The organism is Nocardia sp. XZ_19_385 (assembly GCF_015355755.1).
In the GTDB taxonomy this organism is placed as follows: domain Bacteria; phylum Actinomycetota; class Actinomycetes; order Mycobacteriales; family Mycobacteriaceae; genus Nocardia.
In genome coordinates this window covers 1,306,454-1,323,624 of the sequence record NZ_JACVEE010000001.1, presented here as the reverse complement: position 1 = coordinate 1,323,624, position 17,171 = coordinate 1,306,454, and the positions used below count along the sequence as shown (strand labels likewise).

Here is a 17,171-nt window from a genome sequence, read left to right as displayed (position 1 = left end):
GAACAGGCTCGATCATAGGCGCACAATCCGAATTCGTTCCGGCTCCGGGACTGTCGCGGACGGATTCGGCGTGTCCGAAACCGAAACGGTTCGGAATCAGTGTTCGGTCGCGCCCAGCGCGGCGAGCATTGTCCCGAATTTCGTTGTGGTCTCGGCAAGCTCGGCGTCCGGATCGGATTCGGCGACAATCCCGCCGCCCGCGTAGGCCAGAATCGAACGGCCGTCGGCGGACAATTCCGCGCAGCGGATACTGACCATCCATTCGCCGTCCCCATCGGCCGCCGCCCAGCCGAGGGCACCGGCGTAGAAGCCGCGGTCGCCTTCGAGTTCGGTGATGAGGTCGCGGGCCGCGGCGGTGGGGGTGCCGCAGATCGCGGGCGTCGGATGCATGGCCAGCGCGAGATCGAGGGCAGTGATCGCCGGGTCACGGACAATAGCGGTGATAGGGGTACCGAGGTGCCACAGCTTCGGGGTGCTGGTGAGTTCGGGGACCTCCGGGATGTTGACCTCACGGCACAGCGGCGTCAAAGCGGCGCGTACCTGGTCGACCACGAACGCGTGCTCGCGCAGGTTCTTGGGCGAATCGAGCAAGGCCGCAGCGGTTTCCCGGTCGATGACGGGATCCCGGTGCCGCGGTGCGCTACCGGCCAGCGGATGGCAGGTGACCACCTCGCCGCTGCGCCGCACCAGGACCTCCGGGGTCGCGCCGACCAGTGTCTTTCCGGCGTAGGCGGGTCCCGCGGCCGTCAGGTCGACGCTGAAACCGTTGCCGAAAGCGTCACCGGCGACGAGCCGGTCCAGGATCTGGGCGGCGGAAACCGGTGTCGAGGCGCTCAGCCGCAGCGCGCGGGCCAGCACCACCTTCTCGAGCTCGGTGCCGGCGTCGGAGAGCGTCGCGATCAACGACTTCAGGCGCTGAAGATGCTGCGCGGCTTCGGGAATCGCGGACTCGACGGTGATCCGGGGCAGCGCCGCGCCGGTGGCGGGCAGCGGGCCCTCCGACATCGACACCGAGGTCGGCGCCCACAGCGCGGCCGGTGCGGCCGGGTCGAACGGCAGCGCCCCGACGATGTGGGTGGCGGCGCCCGAACGCAGTGCGGCGGCGGCCTGGCCGGCATCGGAGAAGGTCGCGCTCTGTCCGTCGGCACGCACCGTGGCGTGCGGACGAGACAGCACGAACGCTGCCCCGGTGGGGGAGAGAGCTGCCTGGGCCTCGCTGCGTGCCGGGCTGAAGATGTTGATGGCGTTGCCTTTCCGTGCACGGCCGTGCTCCCCGAGGCGTTCGACAGCCTATCCCGGCCAATGACCAATATGGTAGAAGTTAGTGTAGCCTAAACAAATATTGGACGGGCTGGGCAAGTGTTCCAGCCGCACGGACCGAGGAGTCGCATGAACGAGGCTTTGACCGCGCTCGACCGGCAGCAGGTGCTCGCCGATATCGCCGCCGCACTCGACCTGCGACCGGAGGAATTGGCCGAGGACACCAATCTGCTCGACGCGGGCTTGGATTCGGTGCGCCTGATGTCGCTGGTCGAGAAGTGGCGGGCCGCGGGCGCCGCACACACCGACTTCGTGACGCTGGCCGCCGAGCCGGTGCTCGGCGTGTGGCTGGATGTGGTCACCTCCGAGGCCGCGTGATGCGCGAGTCCGACCACATCGTCGATATCGCCGGGATCGGGTTCGGGCCGTCGAATCTCGCGCTCGCCATCGCGCTCTCGGAATTCAACGAGAACCGCAGCGCGGGAACCGCATTGACGGCGCGCTTCGTCGAACGCAAGGAACAGTTCGGCTGGCATCCCGGCATGTTGCTGCCCGGCGCGACGATGCAGATCTCCTTCCTCAAGGATCTGGCGACGCAGCGGAACGTGCACAGCCGCTTCACTTTCCTGAGCTACCTGGCCGAACGTGGCCGGCTCAACGACTTCATCAACTATCAGACGTTCTTCCCGACCCGCGTGGAGTTTCACGACTACCTGGAGTGGGCGGCGAGCACCGTCGACGCCGACGTCAGTTACGGGACCGACGCCGAGACGATCACCGATACCGGCGACTGTTTCGAAATCCAGTTGAGCGGCCGGGACGCCGGAGTGCTGCGGGCCCGCAATATCGTTGTGGCAGGCGGGCTCTCGGCCCAGTTGCCGAGTGGCGTGACCGCCGGTGCGCGGGTCTTCCACAACCATCACCTGCTGCCCGGGCTCGCCGCGCTGCCGGACCTGACGCACCAGCGTTTCGTGGTGCTCGGTGCGGGGCAGAGTGCGGCCGAAGTGGTGCAGTACCTGCACACCACCTATCCGGGTGCGGCCGTGCACGCCGTGTTCGCGAAGTACGGGTTCAGTCCCTCCGACGACAGCCCTTACGCCAACCGGATCTTCGACCCCGCCGCGGTCGACGACTTCCACTCCGCGACACCGGAATTCCGGCGCAGGCTGATGAACTACCACCGCGGCACCAACTATTCGGCGGTGGACCTGCCGCTGATCGAGGAGCTCTACGCCCGCGAGTACGCCGAAAGAGTCAGCGGCGCACGGCGATTGTTCATGCACGGCGCGTCCCGTGCGGCGCAGGTCGCCGACACCGGCGACGGCGTCACGGTCACCGTCGAGCACGAGCCGACCGGGCTGACCGAGGAACTGCGGTGTGACGCGGTCGTCTGCGCGACCGGTTTCCGCCCGATGGATCTGCGCGACCTGCTCGGCGACCTGGCCGAGACCGTGGTCGCCGACGTCGAAGGGCCCCGGGTGGCGCGCGACTACCGGCTGGTCACCACGAAGCCGCTGCCCGGCGGGATCTTCCTGCAGGGCGGCACCGAGCACACGCACGGTCTCTCGTCGTCGCTGCTGTCGAATGTGGCGGTGCGGTCCGGCGAGATCGTGCGCTCGGTCGCCCGCGACCCCGCGGTGCGTCCGGTGGTGGCGCGCCAGGGGTGATCGGACGCACCATGGCTGGGTGAGGGTTTGGTACGCGTCCTACGGGTCGAACATGCATCGGCACCGTTTGCGCTGCTATCTGCGCGGCGGCCGCCCCGACGGCGGCGCGCTCACCCTGCCCGGCTGCCGGGACCCCGCGGACCCGGCGCGATCGGTCCCGCTACTGCTGCCGGGCGTGTTGTATTTCGCCACCGAATCGCTGACCTGGACCGGCGGCCGGGCCTTCTACGACCCGCATGTGCCGGGCGAGACCGCGGCGGCCGCGCATCTGCTGACCAGTGCGCAGTTCAGCGATATCTTCGCGCAGGAGATGTATCGCCCGCCGGGAGCCGATCTGGATCTCACCGAAGTGCTCGAGACCGGCCGGATGATGCTCGGCCCCGGCCGATACGAGACCGTCGTGTCCGCGGGCGCGCACGACGGTCATCCGGTGCTCACCTTCACCGCGCCGTGGCGCTATCGCGACCTCCCCGGTAATCCGCCTGCGGCTGCTTATCTGCGGCACCTCGCCGCGGGGTTGCGGATCAACCACGGCTGGGCCACCGGCAACATCGCCGGCTACCTCAGCTCGCGCCCCGGCGCGGATCTGCGCTGGACGCCGGAATCCGTTGCCGCTTTGGTGGCTTGAAGCGGCGGTGTAAATCGCTGCGATCGTCCCCCATCCTTGTGCTCCGCCGCGCCGAATCACTGTCGAATCCGTCGCAGCCACCGTTTATTCGACGGCAGCGTCGATTCGTATGGATCGGCGTAATTCGCACTGTAAGGCAACTAAGACAAGGAAGGTTCACGATGATTCCCAACCTCATCGGCAGCATCCTCGGCGCAACCCATGGCTTCCTTGGCGCCACCATCGGCTCAGTCCATGGTTTCCTTTACCAACTGTTGATGCCCTAGGTCGTGCAGCCCGGAACGGGAGCCACTGCCGTTCCGGGCAATCAGCCCAATCCCTTACCTGAACTCGGTCAGAGGCCAGTCGAACAGTCGGCGGTGGGAGAGGGAAATTCATGAGTTCGGATGTGGATCTGCACGGCGTCCCGCTGACCATGCTCTGGACATTGCACAATCGCGCCTCGGAATCCAAACGCGCCGGCGGGGTTCTACGCGATCCGGATTGCGAGCGGATCTACGATTCGCTCGCCTTCGATTACGAGCGCACCTTCGGAGCGCCCGACGGCACCCATGCGGTGCGTTCCAAGAAATTCGACGATGTCCTCAGGCCGTGGCTCGCCGCACACCCGGGCGGGACCGTTGTCGAACTCGCCGCCGGCCTGGAAACGCAATTCCAGCGTTGCGATGACGGCCTGGTGCGGTGGTTGTGTGTCGACGTGCCCGAAGCCATCGCCGTGCGCGAACGTTTCCTGCCCGCCACCGAGCGCTGCCGGTATCTGCCGATCAGCGCCCTCGACCTGTCCTGGATGGACCGAGTCGATCCGGGGCGCGGCGTATTCGTCACCGCCCAAGGGCTTTTCATGTACTTCCAGGCCGAGCAGGTGCGTGCACTCTGCACGGCCGTCATCGAGCGCTTCCCCGGCGTGGAGTTGATGTTCGACACCATTCCGCCGTGGTTCTCCCGCGAGACCGTGCGCGGTTTCCAGAAGACGCCGCACTACCAGGCGCCCCCGATGCCGTGGGGCATCGAAGGCAGCAAGGTTCCGGCTCTGGTTCGCGGTTGGAGTCCGCACGTCACCGAGGTGCGGATGTCCGGGTTCGCACCCTCGCACGGCCTGCTCGCGACCACCGCGCCCCTGTTCGCGGCCGTGCCGGTGCTGCGCGACATCCCGCCCGCCATCGCGCACGTGCGCACCGCCGCGGGGTAGTCCTAACTGCCGGACGGATTGTCGATCACATACCGCCACTGTCCGTCGAAGCCGCGCCGCACCACGTCGGTGGCGGTGCCGGACATGTCGACGGGGCTGCCGTCGGCCGCCGTGCCCCGCATCGTCCAATCGACAAGCAGCAGGGCGACATTGACGACGGTGTAACACTGGCGGATCCGCGCGGTCATCGGCACGCCGAAACCCACGAGATGTGCGAGCGCGGCCGAACGGCCCGCCTCGCTGACCGCGTGTCCGGGCGTCGGCACCACCACCGCGTCCGGTTCGTAGAGCAGGTCCAGGGCGGCGAGGTCGCCCGCGTTGAACAGTTCCACCCGCTGCGCGATGAGCTGGGTGATCGCTTCGGGAACGGGCGTGGCGGAAGTGGGCAGGTCGTGATCGAGCGTCATGATTCAGGAATCGTAATTCGTTGCCGGACAGGATGATCGCCGGACGTCCCGGAACCGCGTCAGGGGGCGGCGAAACCGGCCGCCCCCGCACGCTTATACCTTGCGGATGACCGTGACGACCTTGCCGAGGATCCGGGCGTCGTTACCCGGGATCGGTTCGAACAGCGGATTGTGCGGCAGCAGCCACACGTCGTTTCCGGTGCGCTTGAACGTCTTCACCGTGGCTTCGCCGTCGATCATGGCGGCCACGATCTCACCGTTGTCGGCCACGTTCTGCTGGCGCACCACGACCCAGTCGCCGTCGCAGATCGCCGCGTCGATCATCGACTGACCGACGACCTTCAGCAGGAACAGCGAACCGTCGCCGACCAATTCGCGCGGCAGCGGGAAGACATCCTCCACCGCCTGCTCGGCCAGGATCGGCCCACCGGCGGCGATCCGGCCCAGGACCGGCACGAAGGTCGGCGTGGGACGGTTCGGATCGACGCTCTCGGAATCATGGTCGGCGTCATGCAAGCTCGTCACCGAACGCACCGTGTCGTTGAGGCCGCGAACATCCACGGCGCGCGGGCGATTCGGGTCGCGCCGTAAATAGCCCTTACGTTCCAGCGCCCGTAACTGATGGGCAACCGAGGACGTGGAGGTGAGGCCGACCGCGTCGCCGATCTCCCGGATGCTCGGAGGGTAGCCGCGCTCGGCCACCGAGGTGCGAATGACCTCTAGGACCTTGCGCTGACGCACGGTGAGATCCGCCCCGGTCAGGGGCTGGTCGGTGCCGACTCCGCTCTCGTCGCCCGTGTCGTCTGTGTGGCTCACCGGAACCCGCCTTCCCTGCGTTGATGATGTGCCTCTTGAATTTAGTCCGGTCACGCCGATGTTTCAAACACCTGTTCGACCTAAGTCGTGTTTCCTGCTGACTTTGTCGGTGCCGCGTGGTAGAAATCGAACACAAGTTCTTCGAACACATGATCGAATAGCGCGTCTCTCCTCAGCATCGACCACGGAGGTTCGTCCGATGAGTACAGCGATCCGCGAGACCACGTCCCCCTCCTTCCACGACCTCGGCATCGTGCCGGTCGACCTCGACGCCGCCCCCCGGCCCGGCACCGTGTCGCTGGTGCGCCGCCCGCACCGAACCGGCCTGCGCACAGTGGATTCGGCGCCGCGCCCGCTCGCGGATCGGCGCCCCCGCGACAGCCGCCCGTCGAGTGCGGAGCAGGTGTACCGGCGCCCGGTGCGGACCTCGGCGATGCGCCCGCCGCACGGCACGCATCCGATGGACACGCGCGTGGCGGAGGCCCAGGTCGGTTTCGCCGTCCTCGCGGTGGCGGCGTTGCTGAGCGCCCTGGTGGTGACGGCGCTGATCCTGCTGGCGCAGTGGCGGGCGGGCACCTTCGGCGTGCAGCCGGCGACCACTCCGGTGGTAGTAGAACAGCTTCCCGCGGCCGAGCCCGGACTCGTGCGATAGCGGATCCGGTGTGGTGGAGCGCCGTTGCGGGGGCGTGGCCGGAAATGTCGATCCAGAATCAGAACGCGTTGCTACGGTGCTGACCTACGTGTCTGAGGCAGTCTCTGCCACGATCGATTTCGGGATTTCACGCGATGACGCATCACACCGCCGGACGTTCGATCCGTGCCGCCGCCGGCTTCCTGCTCACCTGTCTACTGCTGGGCCTGGGCACCATGCCCGCCGTCCAGGCCGAGCCCGGCTACGCCGCCTACCTGGACCTGCCCGCCGTCAACGGTGACGGAGCGGGCGGTGGCGGCCTGAATCCCGCACTGCCCCTGGACGAACCGGTACTGCGCACGGCATTGGAGCAGGCCCGCGCCGACGGCGTCGCCCCAGCGCGCTACGGCACCCTGCTGCATCAGTACTGGCTCGTCGTCGCCACCCAGAACGCCGAAATCGACCTCGCCGCCTGGGATCCCACCCGCGGCGTAGCAGCCAACGAACGCACCTTCAACCAGGTGTATGTCAATTACCTGCGGCTGACCACCCAGCATCCGGAACTCTGGTGGGCTGGGCTGGCCGGCATCGCGGGCGGCTCCTTCGCCTCCGGCTTCTTCGACCTGGGCGACGTCGGCGTCATCCTGGACGTGCCCGGCATCCACCAGCTCGGCAACGCCGTGGCCGACCTGTTGCGGGTCACCCCAGCGGAATTGGTCGCCAAGGTCCCCGCCGACATCAAACTGCTGGCCACCGAAGGATCCCGGCTCAGTGCCGCCGACGTCGCCTGGTACCAGACCCGGCTGATGATCATGCAGAAGCACATCTTCACCGACCTGGTCCCGATGCACGAGGCCTACCTCGCCGAGGGCATGGCAGGCATCGACGAAATGCTCGCCGCCGGCGTGATCGACGACAGCATCCGAACCGCCTGGCAGTCCGTCGCCTCGGGTACCCGCGACGGCTACATCGACGCGCTGATCCGGATGACCGATCGCGAGCAGAACTTCGTCGTCGCCGACCAGTGGGACGCGACCGCCGGCGGGCGCGGCGCCATCGGCCGGGTCCTCACCTACGTCAGCACCCTCGCGGGCAAACCCGCCGTGCCGGGCGTCCGCGCGCCGGGCAACTTCCGCCCGGCCGTCGTCAGCGCGGACGTCGCCGGCCATACCCTGAGCCTGCGCACCCCACTGCCCGCGTTCAACTGGGCCGACCGCGAAGACCGCTGGACCTACATCATGGGCGACCTGAACCCCCGCCACATCGACCTCGAATCCAACCCGGTCCTCGCCGCTTCCGTACTCGGCGAAGCGTTCTGGAACAAGCTCGCTCAGGGCCGCGCCATCGCCCGCCTCCCCGAGTTGATCTCCGATATGACTCAGCAGTGGGCAGTGGTGGAATAGCCACCGAGCGAAATAGGTGGTAGGCGCCGAGTATCCTCGAAGAACTATGGCATCGACGAAGGATCTCTCGGATGCATTGCCCGTACTGCCGACACCCTGACTCGCGGGTGGTCGACTCGCGCGAGGCCGAGGAAGGTGCGGCCATCCGCCGTCGGCGCTCCTGCCCGAACTGCGGCCGCCGGTTCACCACTGTCGAGACGGCGATCCTATCCGTGGTCAAACGCAGCGGCGTCACCGAACCGTTCAGTCGCGAAAAGGTCATCCGCGGCGTCCGGCGCGCCTGCCAAGGCCGCGAAGTCGACGACGACGCCCTGAACCTGCTGGCCCAGAAGGTCGAAGACGCCGTCCGCGCCAAGGGTTCCCCCGAGGTCCCCAGCCACGACGTCGGCCTGGCGATCCTCGGCCCGCTCCGCGACCTGGACGAAGTCGCCTACCTCCGCTTCGCCTCCGTCTACCGCTCCTTCACCTCCGCCGACGATTTCGAACGCGAAATCCACCACATGCGCACGGCCCGCGCCGAAGCCGCCTCCGCCGACTGACCCCACCCACCCCCGAACCGCCGAGCGCACCAGCCCTCGGCGGTTCGCTCATTCCTGCGGTCGGTGTCGCGCCTCTATCGACGGGCACCGATAAGAGCGGAGCGCTGCGGGACGCGGTTACCGGCGGATGGTGGAGATGGCCTTTTCGATGCGCTTGACGGAGATGGGGTAGGGGGTGCCGAGTTTTTGGGCGAAGAGGCTGACGCGGAGTTCTTCGATCATCCACCAGATTTCGGCGACGTCCGGGGCGTGTTTGCGGTGGTCGGGGAGGGCGTTGACGAGGCGGTCGTAGGCGGTGAGGGCGCGGTCGACTTCGGCCATGCCCTGGCGGTCGCGGGTGGCGGAGGCGGGGAGGGCTTCCAGGCGGGTGGCGGCGGCGTGCAGGTAGCGGGGGACTTCGCGCAGGCGGGTTGTGCCGAATTCGGAGATGAAGCTGGGGAAGACGAGTTCGTCGAGTTGGTGGCGGACGTCGTCGGCGATGTCGGCTTCGCGGGTTTCGGCGAGGGCGGAGGAGACGCGGTGTGCCGCAGCGAGAATCGGTACTGCGAGGCGGACCAGGCGGGCGACCGCGGTGGACAGTTGCGGGCGGACGGCGGCGACCAGGGCGTTGAACCGCTCTGGGTCGTTGACGGGGCCGCCCGCGGCGGTGATCAATTCGTCGGCGGCCGCCGCGCGGCAGTCCTCGACCAGGGCGTCGAGCGAACCGTAGGGGTTCTGGCTCAGGGCGAGGCGGTCGGCGGGCGGCAGGCCCGCGGTGACAGTGCGTGGCGAAGTCGGGATGGCGTGCAGGACAAGGGTTCTGGTGCCCGCGCGCATGGCGGCGGCCTGCTCGGCGGGGGAGCTGAGCACGCGCACGGCGACGCCTGCGCCTTCCGGGACCAGCGCCGGGTAACCGGTGACGGTTTGGCCGGCCACTTGGCGGCGCACGGTCGGCTCGACGGTGCCCAGGGATTCCGAGGTCCACACGGTGGCTGCCGAACGTTCCGCGCCCGCGGTGGCGCGCGCGACGGATTCGGAGACCTTGTCGGCCAGTTGGGATTTCAGCTGTGTGAGGCTTTTGCCCTTGGCCAGGACCTTGCCGGTGCTGTCGACGGCGGCGAAGGTCATGCGTAGATGATCCGGCAGCGCCGCGGGGTCGAGTTCGGCGGGGGAGATGGTAGTCGAGCCGAGGCGCGACAGTTCCCGGGCCAGACCGGTGCGCAGGGGTTCGGCGCGCGCGGTGAGCGCGGCCAAGGCGGCGGCGGCGAAATCGGGAGCCGGAACCACCATGCGGCGCAGGGCTTTCGGGAGCGTCTTGATCAGGGCGGCGGCGAGTTCTTCGCGCATGCCGGGCACCAGCCAGTCGAAGCCGACCGGGCGGACATGAGCCAGCTGTTCGACCGGGATGCGGACGGTGACACCGTCGTCGTCCTGACCGGGCTCGAACTGGTAGGTGAGCGGGAAGCTCAGTTCGCCCTGGCGCCAGGCGTCGGGGAAAGCGGTCGGGTCCAGCAGCGCGACACCGTCGTTGACGACCGTCGACTTCGAGAACTCCAGCAGCGCTGGGTCTTTGCGCCTGGCTGTCTTCCACCAGCTGTCGAAATGGCGGACCGAGACGATGTCGGCGGGAATGCGCTGATCGTAGAACTCGAACAGCACCTCGTCGTCGACGAGGATGTCGCGGCGGCGGGCCCGGTGCTCCAGATCGGCGACGTCGTCGAGCAGTTCCCGATTACGGTGGAAGAACTCGTGTTTGGTCTGCCACTCGCCTTGAACGAGGGCGTGGCGGATGAACAGTTCGCGCGAGACCTCGGGGTCGATGCGGCCGTAATCGACCGGCCTGCTCACGACCAGCGGGATCCCGTACAGCGTCACGCGTTCGTAAGCCCGCGCAGCACCCCGCTTCGACGACCAATGCGGCTCGGAGTAGGTGCGTTTCACCAGATCCCCGGCCAGCTGCTCGGCCCACTCCGGCTCCACCCGCGCGGCCATCCGGCCCCATAATCGGGAGGTCTCGACCAGCTCCGCCGCCATCACCCAGCGCGGCGGCTTCTTCGCCAGCGAAGAGCCCGGGAAGATCATGAACTTGGCGTTGCGGGCACCCAGGAACTCGCGCGATTCCGCTTCCCGCACACCGATATGCGAGAGCATGCCCGCCAGTAGCGACTGGTGGATCGCGGTGGAATCCCAAGGCATGCCGTCGGATTCGCCGACACTGGTGGTCAGTGGGGACGAGGTGCTCTCCGCCGCCCAACCTAAGCCCCGCGTGATCGTCCGCAGTTGCCCGTGCAGGTCCTGCCATTCTCGGATCCGCAGGTAGTGCAGGAACTCGTCCCGGCACATCCGCCGGAACTGGTTGGACGACAGCGACTTCCGCTGCTCGGTCAGATAGTCCCAGAGTCGCAGATAGGCCAGGAAATCCGACCCGTCCACCACGAACCGGGCGTGCTTGGTGTCGGAGGCCTGCTGATGCTCGGCCGGACGCTCGCGCACATCCTGAATCGACAGCGCCGCAACGATGATCAGCACCTCGGCCAGACAGCCATTGCGCTGCGCCTGCACCAGCATTCGAGCCATGCGCGGGTCGACCGGCAGCTGCGCCATCTCGCGGCCGATGGGGGTAAGGGTGAGCGCCGCATCGGATTCGGCAGCGGGATCGGTCTCTTTGCGTCCGAGCGCGCCCAGCTCTTCCAGCAGCGCGATACCGTCGCGGATCGCCCGTTTGTCCGGCGCCTCCACGAACGGGAAGTTCTCGATATCGCCGAGCCCGAGCGCGGTCATCTGCAGAATGACCGCGGCCAGATTCGTCCGCAGGATCTCCGGCTCGGTGAAGGCAGGCCGGGATTCGAAGTCATCCTCGGAATACAGCCGGATGGCGATACCGTCGGCCACACGCCCGCATCGGCCGGACCGCTGCCGCGCCGAGGCCTGCGACACTTCCTCGATCGGCAGCCGCTGCACCTTGGTGCGCATCGAATACCGGGAAATACGAGCGGTTCCCGGGTCGACGACGTACCGGATGCCGGGCACGGTGAGCGAGGTCTCGGCCACATTGGTGGCCAGCACGACGCGTCGTCCGGTGTGCGGCTGGAACACTCGATGCTGCTCGGCCGCCGACAGCCGCGCATACAGCGGCACGATCTCGGTGCGGGCCAGGTTCAGGTCGCGTAAAGCGTCTGCGGTGTCCCGGATTTCGCGTTCACCGGAGAGGAAGACCAGCACGTCGCCGTCGCCCTCGTCGAACAATTCGCGCACCGCGTCACCGATGGCATCGACCGGGTCGCGGTCCACCACGCGGGTGTCCTCGTCGTCGTCCTCGGACGCGGAGGGCAGTTCCAGCGACAGCGGCCGATAGCGGATCTCCACCGGATAGGACCGGCCTGACACCTCGACAATCGGTGCGGGCGTGCCCTTTTCGTCAGCGAAGTGCCGGGCGAACAGTTCCGGGTCGATGGTCGCCGAGGTGATGATCAACTTCAGGTCCGGGCGGCGCGGCAGCAGCTGCTTCAGGTAGCCGAGCAGGAAGTCGATATTGAGGCTGCGTTCGTGCGCCTCGTCGATGATGATCGTGTCGTAGCGGCGCAGTAGCCGGTCGCGCTGGATCTCGGCGAGCAGGATGCCGTCGGTCATCAACTTGACCAGCGTGCGATCGGAGGCCTGGTCGGTGAACCGCACCGTGTAGCCGACGACATCGCCGAGCTCGGTGCCGAGCTCCTCGGCGATCCGCTCGGCGACGGTGCGCGCGGCCAGCCGGCGCGGCTGGGTGTGGCCGATGGTGCCGCGAATTCCGCGCCCGAGTTCCAGGCAGATCTTCGGGATCTGGGTGGTCTTGCCGGAGCCGGTCTCGCCCGCGACGATCACCACCTGGTGTTCGGCGATTGCTTTGGCGATGTCCTCGCGGCGCTGGGTGACCGGCAGCTGCTCGGGGAATCGGATCTGCGGTACCGCCGCCCGGCGCGCCTCGACCCGTAGCTCGGCGGCCTCGATCTCGGCCGTCACGCTCGCGAGTTCCTTGCCGCGGGCTCGATCCAGCTTGCGGCGCAGCCGGTACTCGTCGCGGAGGGAGAGGTTCGCCAGTCGGGTGCGGAGCTCGCGCGTTGCGGGGTCGGCTGTCCTGGTCATGGCATCGTCAAGCGTAGCGAACCCCGCATGCGGGCCGGTCGTCACCGGGCGCAATACCTGTCGGTAGGGATCGCCGATAGTGTGCTGCGCGGTGTTTCGGGCCGTCACAGCCGGGCGCGCTGTGCGATCATCGGCTGATGACCGCGAGCTCAGGCACGCCGCAGTGGATCCGGGGCCTTCGTATTGCCTTCGGTGTGCTGAGCCTTGTCGCCCTGGCCTGGATCCCGCTCCGCAATCTCGGCAACGACACCTTCTCCGCGGCGAACTACTTCAGCTACTTCACCATTCAGTCCAACATTTTCGCGATGGTCGTCTTGCTGATCGGTGGACTGCGTGACCCGCGCAGCCACCGGTGGCAGGTCATCCGTGGCGCCGCCACGCTGTACATGGTGATCACCGGAATCGTGTACGCGGTGCTGCTGGCGAACATCGACGTGATGCTGACCGACAAATGGATCAACGTCGTCGAGCATCGGGTGATGCCGATCGTGCTGCTCGTCGACTGGTTGCTGGTACCTGTCGCCTTGGCGCGGACCGCCGGACTGATCGGCAGTTGGCTGCTCTATCCCTTGCTCTACGGCGTCTACAGCTTGGTTCGTGGGCCGATCGTGGACTGGTACCCGTATCCGTTCCTCGATCCGCGTGAGCAGGGTTACGGCCCGCTCACCGTCGGGCTCGTCGTCCTCACAGCGGTGTTCGTACTGCTCGCGCTCGCCGTCGTCACGCTGGGCGCGGTTGCGAGTCGCTGGCGACAGTCCCCCGCAGCAGTCTGAGCAATCCCTGAGCGAATCAAACCGCCCGGGCCGCTGCCATACCCGTCGTGGGAGAATCGCCGGATGCACGCCGTCGAGGTGTCTCCGAGGTCCGTGAGCTCTCCGCGCTGGCTGCGGGCCCTGCGTATCGCCTTCGCCGTGCTGAGTCTGACGGCCCTGATCGCCGGGCCGGTGCAGCAAGCCGGGTCATATGGCTACACCCTGGCCAACCATTTCAGCTACTTCACCGTCCAGTCGAACATCCTCGCCATGGTGACCTTGCTGATCGGCGGCATCCTCGATCCGAGCGGCCGGCGCTGGCAGCTGTGGCGCGGCGCGGCCACGCTCTATCTGGTCATCACCGGGATCGTGTACGCGGTGCTGCTGTCGCACGTGGCGCTCGGCGCGGAACAGCCGTGGGTCAACGACGTCCTGCATCGGGTGCTGCCGATCGTCATGATCGCGGACTGGATGGTGGCGCCGTACGCGCTCGGTATCAGCGCGAAACTGGTCGGGACATGGCTGGCGTACCCGGCCGCATACGGCGCGTATACCCTGTTCCGGGGGCCGATCGTGAACTGGTATCCGTACCCGTTCCTCGACCCGCGCGGCCAGGGATACGTCTCCATGACGATCGGCCTGGTGGTATTGGGTGTGGCGTTCGCGCTGCTCGCCGTCGCCGTCGTCGCCCTGGGCGAACTGGCCGGCCGGTGGTGCGGCGCGGCGGAGTCCGACAAGCAGAGGTGGTTGGAATGACAGCGTTGTGGCATGGGTTCGCCGATATGGGTGCCATCGAGCAGGACGGTGCGTTCGTGGTGGCGCGCGGCGAGGGCGCCTACATCTACGACCAGGCGGGCACCCGCTATCTCGATGCCACCGCCGGCCTCTGGTTCACCAACATTGGGCACGGCCGGGGTGAGATCGCCGACGCCGTCGCCGCTCAGCTGCGCCAGATCGCGCACTACTCCAACTTCGGCGACTTCACCTCGCCCAGCACACAGCAGCTGGCCGAGAAGCTGTCGACCATCGCCCCGATTCCCGGCAGCAAGATCTTCTTCACCTCCGGCGGCTCCGACTCGGTCGACACCGCCGCCAAACTGGCCCGCCGCTACTGGCAGGAAATGGGCAAGCCGGGCAAGAAGATCCTGGTCAGCCGCCAGAAGGCCTACCACGGCATGCATGTCGGCGGCACCGCGCTGGCCGGTATCCCGGTCAACGCCGAGGGTTACGGCGATCTCATGGCCGACACCCGCATCGTCGCCTGGGACGACGCCAAAGCGCTGCTCGCCCTGATCGAGGACCTCGGCGCGGAGCATATCGCCGCGTTCTTCTGCGAACCCATCATCGGCGCCGGCGGCGTCTACCCGCCGCCGGAGGGCTACCTCGCCGAGGTTCGCCGCATCTGCCGCGACAACGACATCCTCTTCGTCGCCGACGAGGTCGTCACCGGTTTCGGCCGCATCGGCGGATCCTGGTTCGCCTCCTCGCGTTTCGACCTCCAGCCCGACCTGATGACCACCGCCAAGGGCCTGACCTCCGGCTACCTCCCGATGGGCGCCGTCTTCATCGCCCCCCACATCGCCGACCCGTTCTTCAGCGGCGGCGTCTGGTGGCGGCACGGCTACACCTACGGCGGCCACGCCGCCGCGGCCGCCGCCGCCCTCGCCAACCTCGAGATCATCGAGCGCGAGAACCTCCTGGACGAATCCAAGCGCCTGGAATCCACCCTCCACGAAAAGCTCGCCCCCCTGGCCGAACACCCCCGCGTCGCCGAAATCCGCAGCGGCCTCGGCGCCGTCGCCGCCATCCAACTGACCGACCCCGCCGAAGGCCTCCCGTTGGTCAAAACCCTCCGCACCCACGGCATCTCAGGCCGCGCCGCCGGCCAGGGCGCCATGCAGATCTCCCCGTCCTTCGTGATGACCGACACCCAGGTCGACGAACTCGTCGAAGGCTTCACCAAAGCCTTGGGCTAGCGACTCACCAAGATGACGTCGAACTGAAGCGGTACCAAGGGCCGTCGAAGGGCGTGTAGCTGGTCGAGGAGCTGTAGTCGCCGCCCTTCGATGACTTGTTCTGCGGGGCGCTGGTGGGGTAGTGGGCGAAGCCGACGCTGTTGAGGAAGCCGGCGGCGGTGCTGAATTCGCAGCCGTCCTTGGTCTTGTCGACGTTGGTGATGGCGTAGATGCCGATGCGCTGTTCGGTTCGGTTTTCCTGGCAGGTAGCGGCGGCTCGCTCCAACGCGCCCTTCGAGATTCGCCATGCGACCGTCTCGTGCACGCCGGATCCGAAGATGAGACCCGAGCCGATGACCATGATCGGCGCGATCAGGGTTGCGATGTAGGTGCGATAGCTGGCGAGGCCGACGATGCCGAAGGCGAACCACATAGTCCCCGCCGCCACCAAGAAGATGGCGCACAGCATGTAGTTGACGGGATCGCCCTCGCCTGCCTGGTTGAACAGCGTCGCCGCGAGACAGAGCGCCACGCCCGCCGTCGAGATGCCCATCCACACGAACCACCATGTCGGTGTCCGGCGGCGCGTCTGCGTGTATCCCCCCATAGTCATGCACACCAATATAAGTCCGCGGGCCGGACGGAAAGTCGTTCGCCCAGTTCAGAACTAGTCCCAGGGTTCCATGAAGCGGTACCACGGGCCACCGAGCGAGGTGTATTGCATGACAGCCGGTGGAGTGGCAGGAGCGCCGCCGGGGAGGTGGGCGAAGCCGACCCGATTGAGGAACCCGCCATCGGTGTAGAACAGGCAGCCGTCGGGGGTGCGCTGAACTCGAGTGATGGTGTAGACGCCTATCCGGCCGCTGTCTCCGTGCTCGTCGCAGGTCGAGGCCGCCCTGCCGAGGGCGTCGCGGGACGCCCACCAGGCCAGTTTCTGGGGAATCTCGGCCCAGGCGAGTCCCATTCCGGTAAGGACGATCAGCGGGGTGATCAGGCTCGCCAGGAAGGTGCGGTAGGCGAGCAAGCCGATGATGGTGATGATGATCCAGACCACACCGAGGCCCAGTAGGGCCAGCAGACCGAACAGCCCCACGAAGAATTCACCCTCCGTGCCCGTGTTCCACAGCAGCACGGCGTAGCAGAGCGTGACCAGCACCGTCACCGCATTGGTCGCGACGAGCCACCACTTGGGGCTGCGTCTCGTACGTGTGTTGCCCCCGGCCGTCATGATCACCAATATAGGTCCGCTGGAACAGGTTTCGTGCTCAGAGCTCCAGCGTCATGAAGATGCTGTGCGGGTCCTCGGTGTAGCCGGCGAAGGGGCCGCAGAAATCGAAGCTGTGGCGCTGGTAGAGGCGGACCGCGGGGGCGAAGAAGTCGGAGGTGCCGGTTTCCAGGCTCAGGCGCGCGTAGCCGCGGGCGCGGGCTTCGGAGATGAGGTGGGTGAGCAGCGTGGCGGCGATGCCGCGTCCGGTGTAGTCGGTGGCGGTGCGCATGGATTTGATCTCGCCGTGGGTGGGGTCGAGTTCCTTCAAGGCGGTGCAGCCGACCAGGGTGCCACCGTCCCGCGCGGCCCAGAAGGTGATCTCTGGTTTGCGGAGTTCGTCCAGGTCCAGGGCGTGCACGCTGTCCTCGGGGGAGTGGGCGTACATGTCGGCGAGGTGCTGGGTGAGCAGCGCGGCGATGTCCGGACCGCTGAGGTCGTCGACGGTGATCTGCAGAGGCGCGTGGCTGGACATTCGTCCATCATTGCCGAGCCGTTCGGCCGGATCGCACGGGGGCATTCGGTCGACGGATCGATGTGGCAGACCCTACTGTGAAGT

17 protein-coding genes are annotated in these 17,171 nt (G+C 67.4%); 10 read left to right on the top strand and 7 right to left on the bottom strand.

What is annotated here, in order from left to right:
- Positions 1-96: 96 nt before the first annotated feature.
- Positions 97-1,176: an isochorismate synthase gene (locus tag IBX22_RS06090; RefSeq protein ID WP_309234448.1), complete on the bottom strand. Its 1,080-nt coding sequence runs from the start codon at positions 1,174-1,176 to the stop codon at positions 97-99.
- A gap of 213 nt (positions 1,177-1,389) precedes the next feature.
- Here IBX22_RS06090 and IBX22_RS06085 point away from each other — a divergent pair, with 213 nt between their 5' ends.
- From IBX22_RS06085 to IBX22_RS06070, 4 genes are all read left to right on the top strand, one after another.
- Positions 1,390-1,638, top strand: a complete 249-nt coding sequence (locus IBX22_RS06085; protein WP_194814373.1) for a phosphopantetheine-binding protein — start codon at positions 1,390-1,392, stop codon at positions 1,636-1,638.
- Positions 1,638-2,927 (top strand): lysine N(6)-hydroxylase/L-ornithine N(5)-oxygenase family protein, encoded by a 1,290-nt coding sequence (locus IBX22_RS06080; protein ID WP_194814372.1) that lies wholly within the window; start codon positions 1,638-1,640, stop codon positions 2,925-2,927. The genes IBX22_RS06085 and IBX22_RS06080 overlap by 1 nt, the downstream gene beginning before the upstream one ends.
- 19 nt (positions 2,928-2,946) lie before the next feature.
- Complete coding sequence (locus IBX22_RS06075) at positions 2,947-3,555, top strand: histone deacetylase (protein WP_309234447.1); 609 nt, start codon at positions 2,947-2,949, stop codon at positions 3,553-3,555.
- 376 nt (positions 3,556-3,931) lie between these two features.
- The gene (locus tag IBX22_RS06070) at positions 3,932-4,744 is read left to right on the top strand and encodes a class I SAM-dependent methyltransferase (RefSeq protein WP_194814371.1); all 813 of its coding nucleotides are present in this window, start codon (positions 3,932-3,934) and stop codon (positions 4,742-4,744) included.
- Between the two features lie 2 nt (positions 4,745-4,746).
- Here IBX22_RS06070 and IBX22_RS06065 read toward each other — a convergent pair whose 3' ends face one another.
- Together IBX22_RS06065 and lexA are read right to left on the bottom strand one after the other, a co-directional pair.
- Positions 4,747-5,151: a DUF4440 domain-containing protein gene (locus IBX22_RS06065; RefSeq protein ID WP_194814370.1), complete on the bottom strand. Its 405-nt coding sequence runs from the start codon at positions 5,149-5,151 to the stop codon at positions 4,747-4,749.
- Positions 5,152-5,244: 93 nt separating this feature from the next.
- Positions 5,245-5,967 carry a transcriptional repressor LexA gene (gene lexA, locus IBX22_RS06060; RefSeq protein ID WP_194814369.1) on the bottom strand — a complete coding sequence of 241 codons (723 nt, stop codon included), beginning with the start codon at positions 5,965-5,967 and terminating at the stop codon, positions 5,245-5,247.
- A 199-nt stretch (positions 5,968-6,166) separates the two neighbouring features.
- Here lexA and IBX22_RS06055 point away from each other — a divergent pair, with 199 nt between their 5' ends.
- From IBX22_RS06055 to nrdR, 3 genes are all read left to right on the top strand, one after another.
- Entirely contained in the window at positions 6,167-6,619 is a 453-nt protein-coding gene (locus tag IBX22_RS06055; RefSeq protein WP_194814368.1) for a hypothetical protein, read from the top strand.
- A gap of 134 nt (positions 6,620-6,753) precedes the next feature.
- Positions 6,754-8,001, top strand: coding sequence for a hypothetical protein (locus IBX22_RS06050; protein ID WP_194814367.1), 1,248 nt, complete (start codon positions 6,754-6,756; stop codon positions 7,999-8,001).
- Between the two features lie 71 nt (positions 8,002-8,072).
- Complete coding sequence (gene nrdR / locus IBX22_RS06045) at positions 8,073-8,540, top strand: transcriptional regulator NrdR (RefSeq protein WP_194814366.1); 468 nt, start codon at positions 8,073-8,075, stop codon at positions 8,538-8,540.
- Between the two features lie 117 nt (positions 8,541-8,657).
- On the opposite strand, the gene hrpA is transcribed toward nrdR, so the two are convergent.
- Positions 8,658-12,641 (bottom strand): ATP-dependent RNA helicase HrpA, encoded by a 3,984-nt coding sequence (gene hrpA, locus IBX22_RS06040; RefSeq protein ID WP_194814365.1) that lies wholly within the window; start codon positions 12,639-12,641, stop codon positions 8,658-8,660.
- 137 nt (positions 12,642-12,778) lie between these two features.
- Here hrpA and IBX22_RS06035 point away from each other — a divergent pair, with 137 nt between their 5' ends.
- The 3 genes from IBX22_RS06035 (at position 12,779) to IBX22_RS06025 (ending at position 15,369) form a co-directional block, all read left to right on the top strand.
- Positions 12,779-13,414, top strand: coding sequence for a Pr6Pr family membrane protein (locus tag IBX22_RS06035; protein ID WP_194814364.1), 636 nt, complete (start codon positions 12,779-12,781; stop codon positions 13,412-13,414).
- 93 nt (positions 13,415-13,507) lie between these two features.
- Positions 13,508-14,149: a Pr6Pr family membrane protein gene (locus IBX22_RS06030; RefSeq protein WP_309234446.1), complete on the top strand. Its 642-nt coding sequence runs from the start codon at positions 13,508-13,510 to the stop codon at positions 14,147-14,149.
- Complete coding sequence (locus tag IBX22_RS06025; RefSeq protein WP_194814362.1) at positions 14,146-15,369, top strand: aspartate aminotransferase family protein; 1,224 nt, start codon at positions 14,146-14,148, stop codon at positions 15,367-15,369. Before IBX22_RS06030 ends, IBX22_RS06025 begins: the two co-directional genes overlap by 4 nt.
- A gap of 4 nt (positions 15,370-15,373) precedes the next feature.
- Here the strand turns inward: IBX22_RS06025 and IBX22_RS06020 are convergent, their stop codons facing one another.
- Genes IBX22_RS06020 through IBX22_RS06010 form a run of 3 tightly spaced genes read right to left on the bottom strand, consistent with a single transcriptional unit; the run spans position 15,374 to position 17,087 of the window.
- On the bottom strand, positions 15,374-15,961 hold the full coding sequence (locus IBX22_RS06020; protein ID WP_194814361.1) for a hypothetical protein: 588 nt from the start codon (positions 15,959-15,961) through the stop codon (positions 15,374-15,376).
- 54 nt (positions 15,962-16,015) lie between these two features.
- Entirely contained in the window at positions 16,016-16,576 is a 561-nt protein-coding gene (locus tag IBX22_RS06015; protein ID WP_194814360.1) for a hypothetical protein, read from the bottom strand.
- Positions 16,577-16,613: 37 nt separating this feature from the next.
- Positions 16,614-17,087 (bottom strand): GNAT family N-acetyltransferase, encoded by a 474-nt coding sequence (locus tag IBX22_RS06010; protein WP_228538212.1) that lies wholly within the window; start codon positions 17,085-17,087, stop codon positions 16,614-16,616.
- Positions 17,088-17,171: the final 84 nt, after the last annotated feature.

Excerpts from the sequence above, each read along its gene's own strand:
- IBX22_RS06065 (WP_194814370.1), bottom strand. The coding sequence starts at position 5,151 with ATGACGCTCGATCACGACCTGCCCACTTCCGCCACGCCCGTTCCCGAA.
- IBX22_RS06085 (WP_194814373.1), top strand. The coding sequence starts at position 1,390 with ATGAACGAGGCTTTGACCGCGCTCGACCGGCAGCAGGTGCTCGCCGAT.
- IBX22_RS06055 (WP_194814368.1), top strand. The coding sequence starts at position 6,167 with ATGAGTACAGCGATCCGCGAGACCACGTCCCCCTCCTTCCACGACCTC.
- IBX22_RS06050 (WP_194814367.1), top strand. The coding sequence starts at position 6,754 with ATGACGCATCACACCGCCGGACGTTCGATCCGTGCCGCCGCCGGCTTC.
- IBX22_RS06080 (WP_194814372.1), top strand. The coding sequence starts at position 1,638 with ATGCGCGAGTCCGACCACATCGTCGATATCGCCGGGATCGGGTTCGGG.
- IBX22_RS06070 (WP_194814371.1), top strand. The coding sequence starts at position 3,932 with ATGAGTTCGGATGTGGATCTGCACGGCGTCCCGCTGACCATGCTCTGG.
- IBX22_RS06015 (WP_194814360.1), bottom strand. The coding sequence starts at position 16,576 with ATGACGGCCGGGGGCAACACACGTACGAGACGCAGCCCCAAGTGGTGG.
- nrdR (WP_194814366.1), top strand. The coding sequence starts at position 8,073 with ATGCATTGCCCGTACTGCCGACACCCTGACTCGCGGGTGGTCGACTCG.
- IBX22_RS06025 (WP_194814362.1), top strand. The coding sequence starts at position 14,146 with ATGACAGCGTTGTGGCATGGGTTCGCCGATATGGGTGCCATCGAGCAG.
- IBX22_RS06010 (WP_228538212.1), bottom strand. The coding sequence starts at position 17,087 with ATGTCCAGCCACGCGCCTCTGCAGATCACCGTCGACGACCTCAGCGGT.
- IBX22_RS06035 (WP_194814364.1), top strand. The coding sequence starts at position 12,779 with ATGACCGCGAGCTCAGGCACGCCGCAGTGGATCCGGGGCCTTCGTATT.
- IBX22_RS06020 (WP_194814361.1), bottom strand. The coding sequence starts at position 15,961 with ATGACTATGGGGGGATACACGCAGACGCGCCGCCGGACACCGACATGG.
- hrpA (WP_194814365.1), bottom strand. The coding sequence starts at position 12,641 with ATGACCAGGACAGCCGACCCCGCAACGCGCGAGCTCCGCACCCGACTG.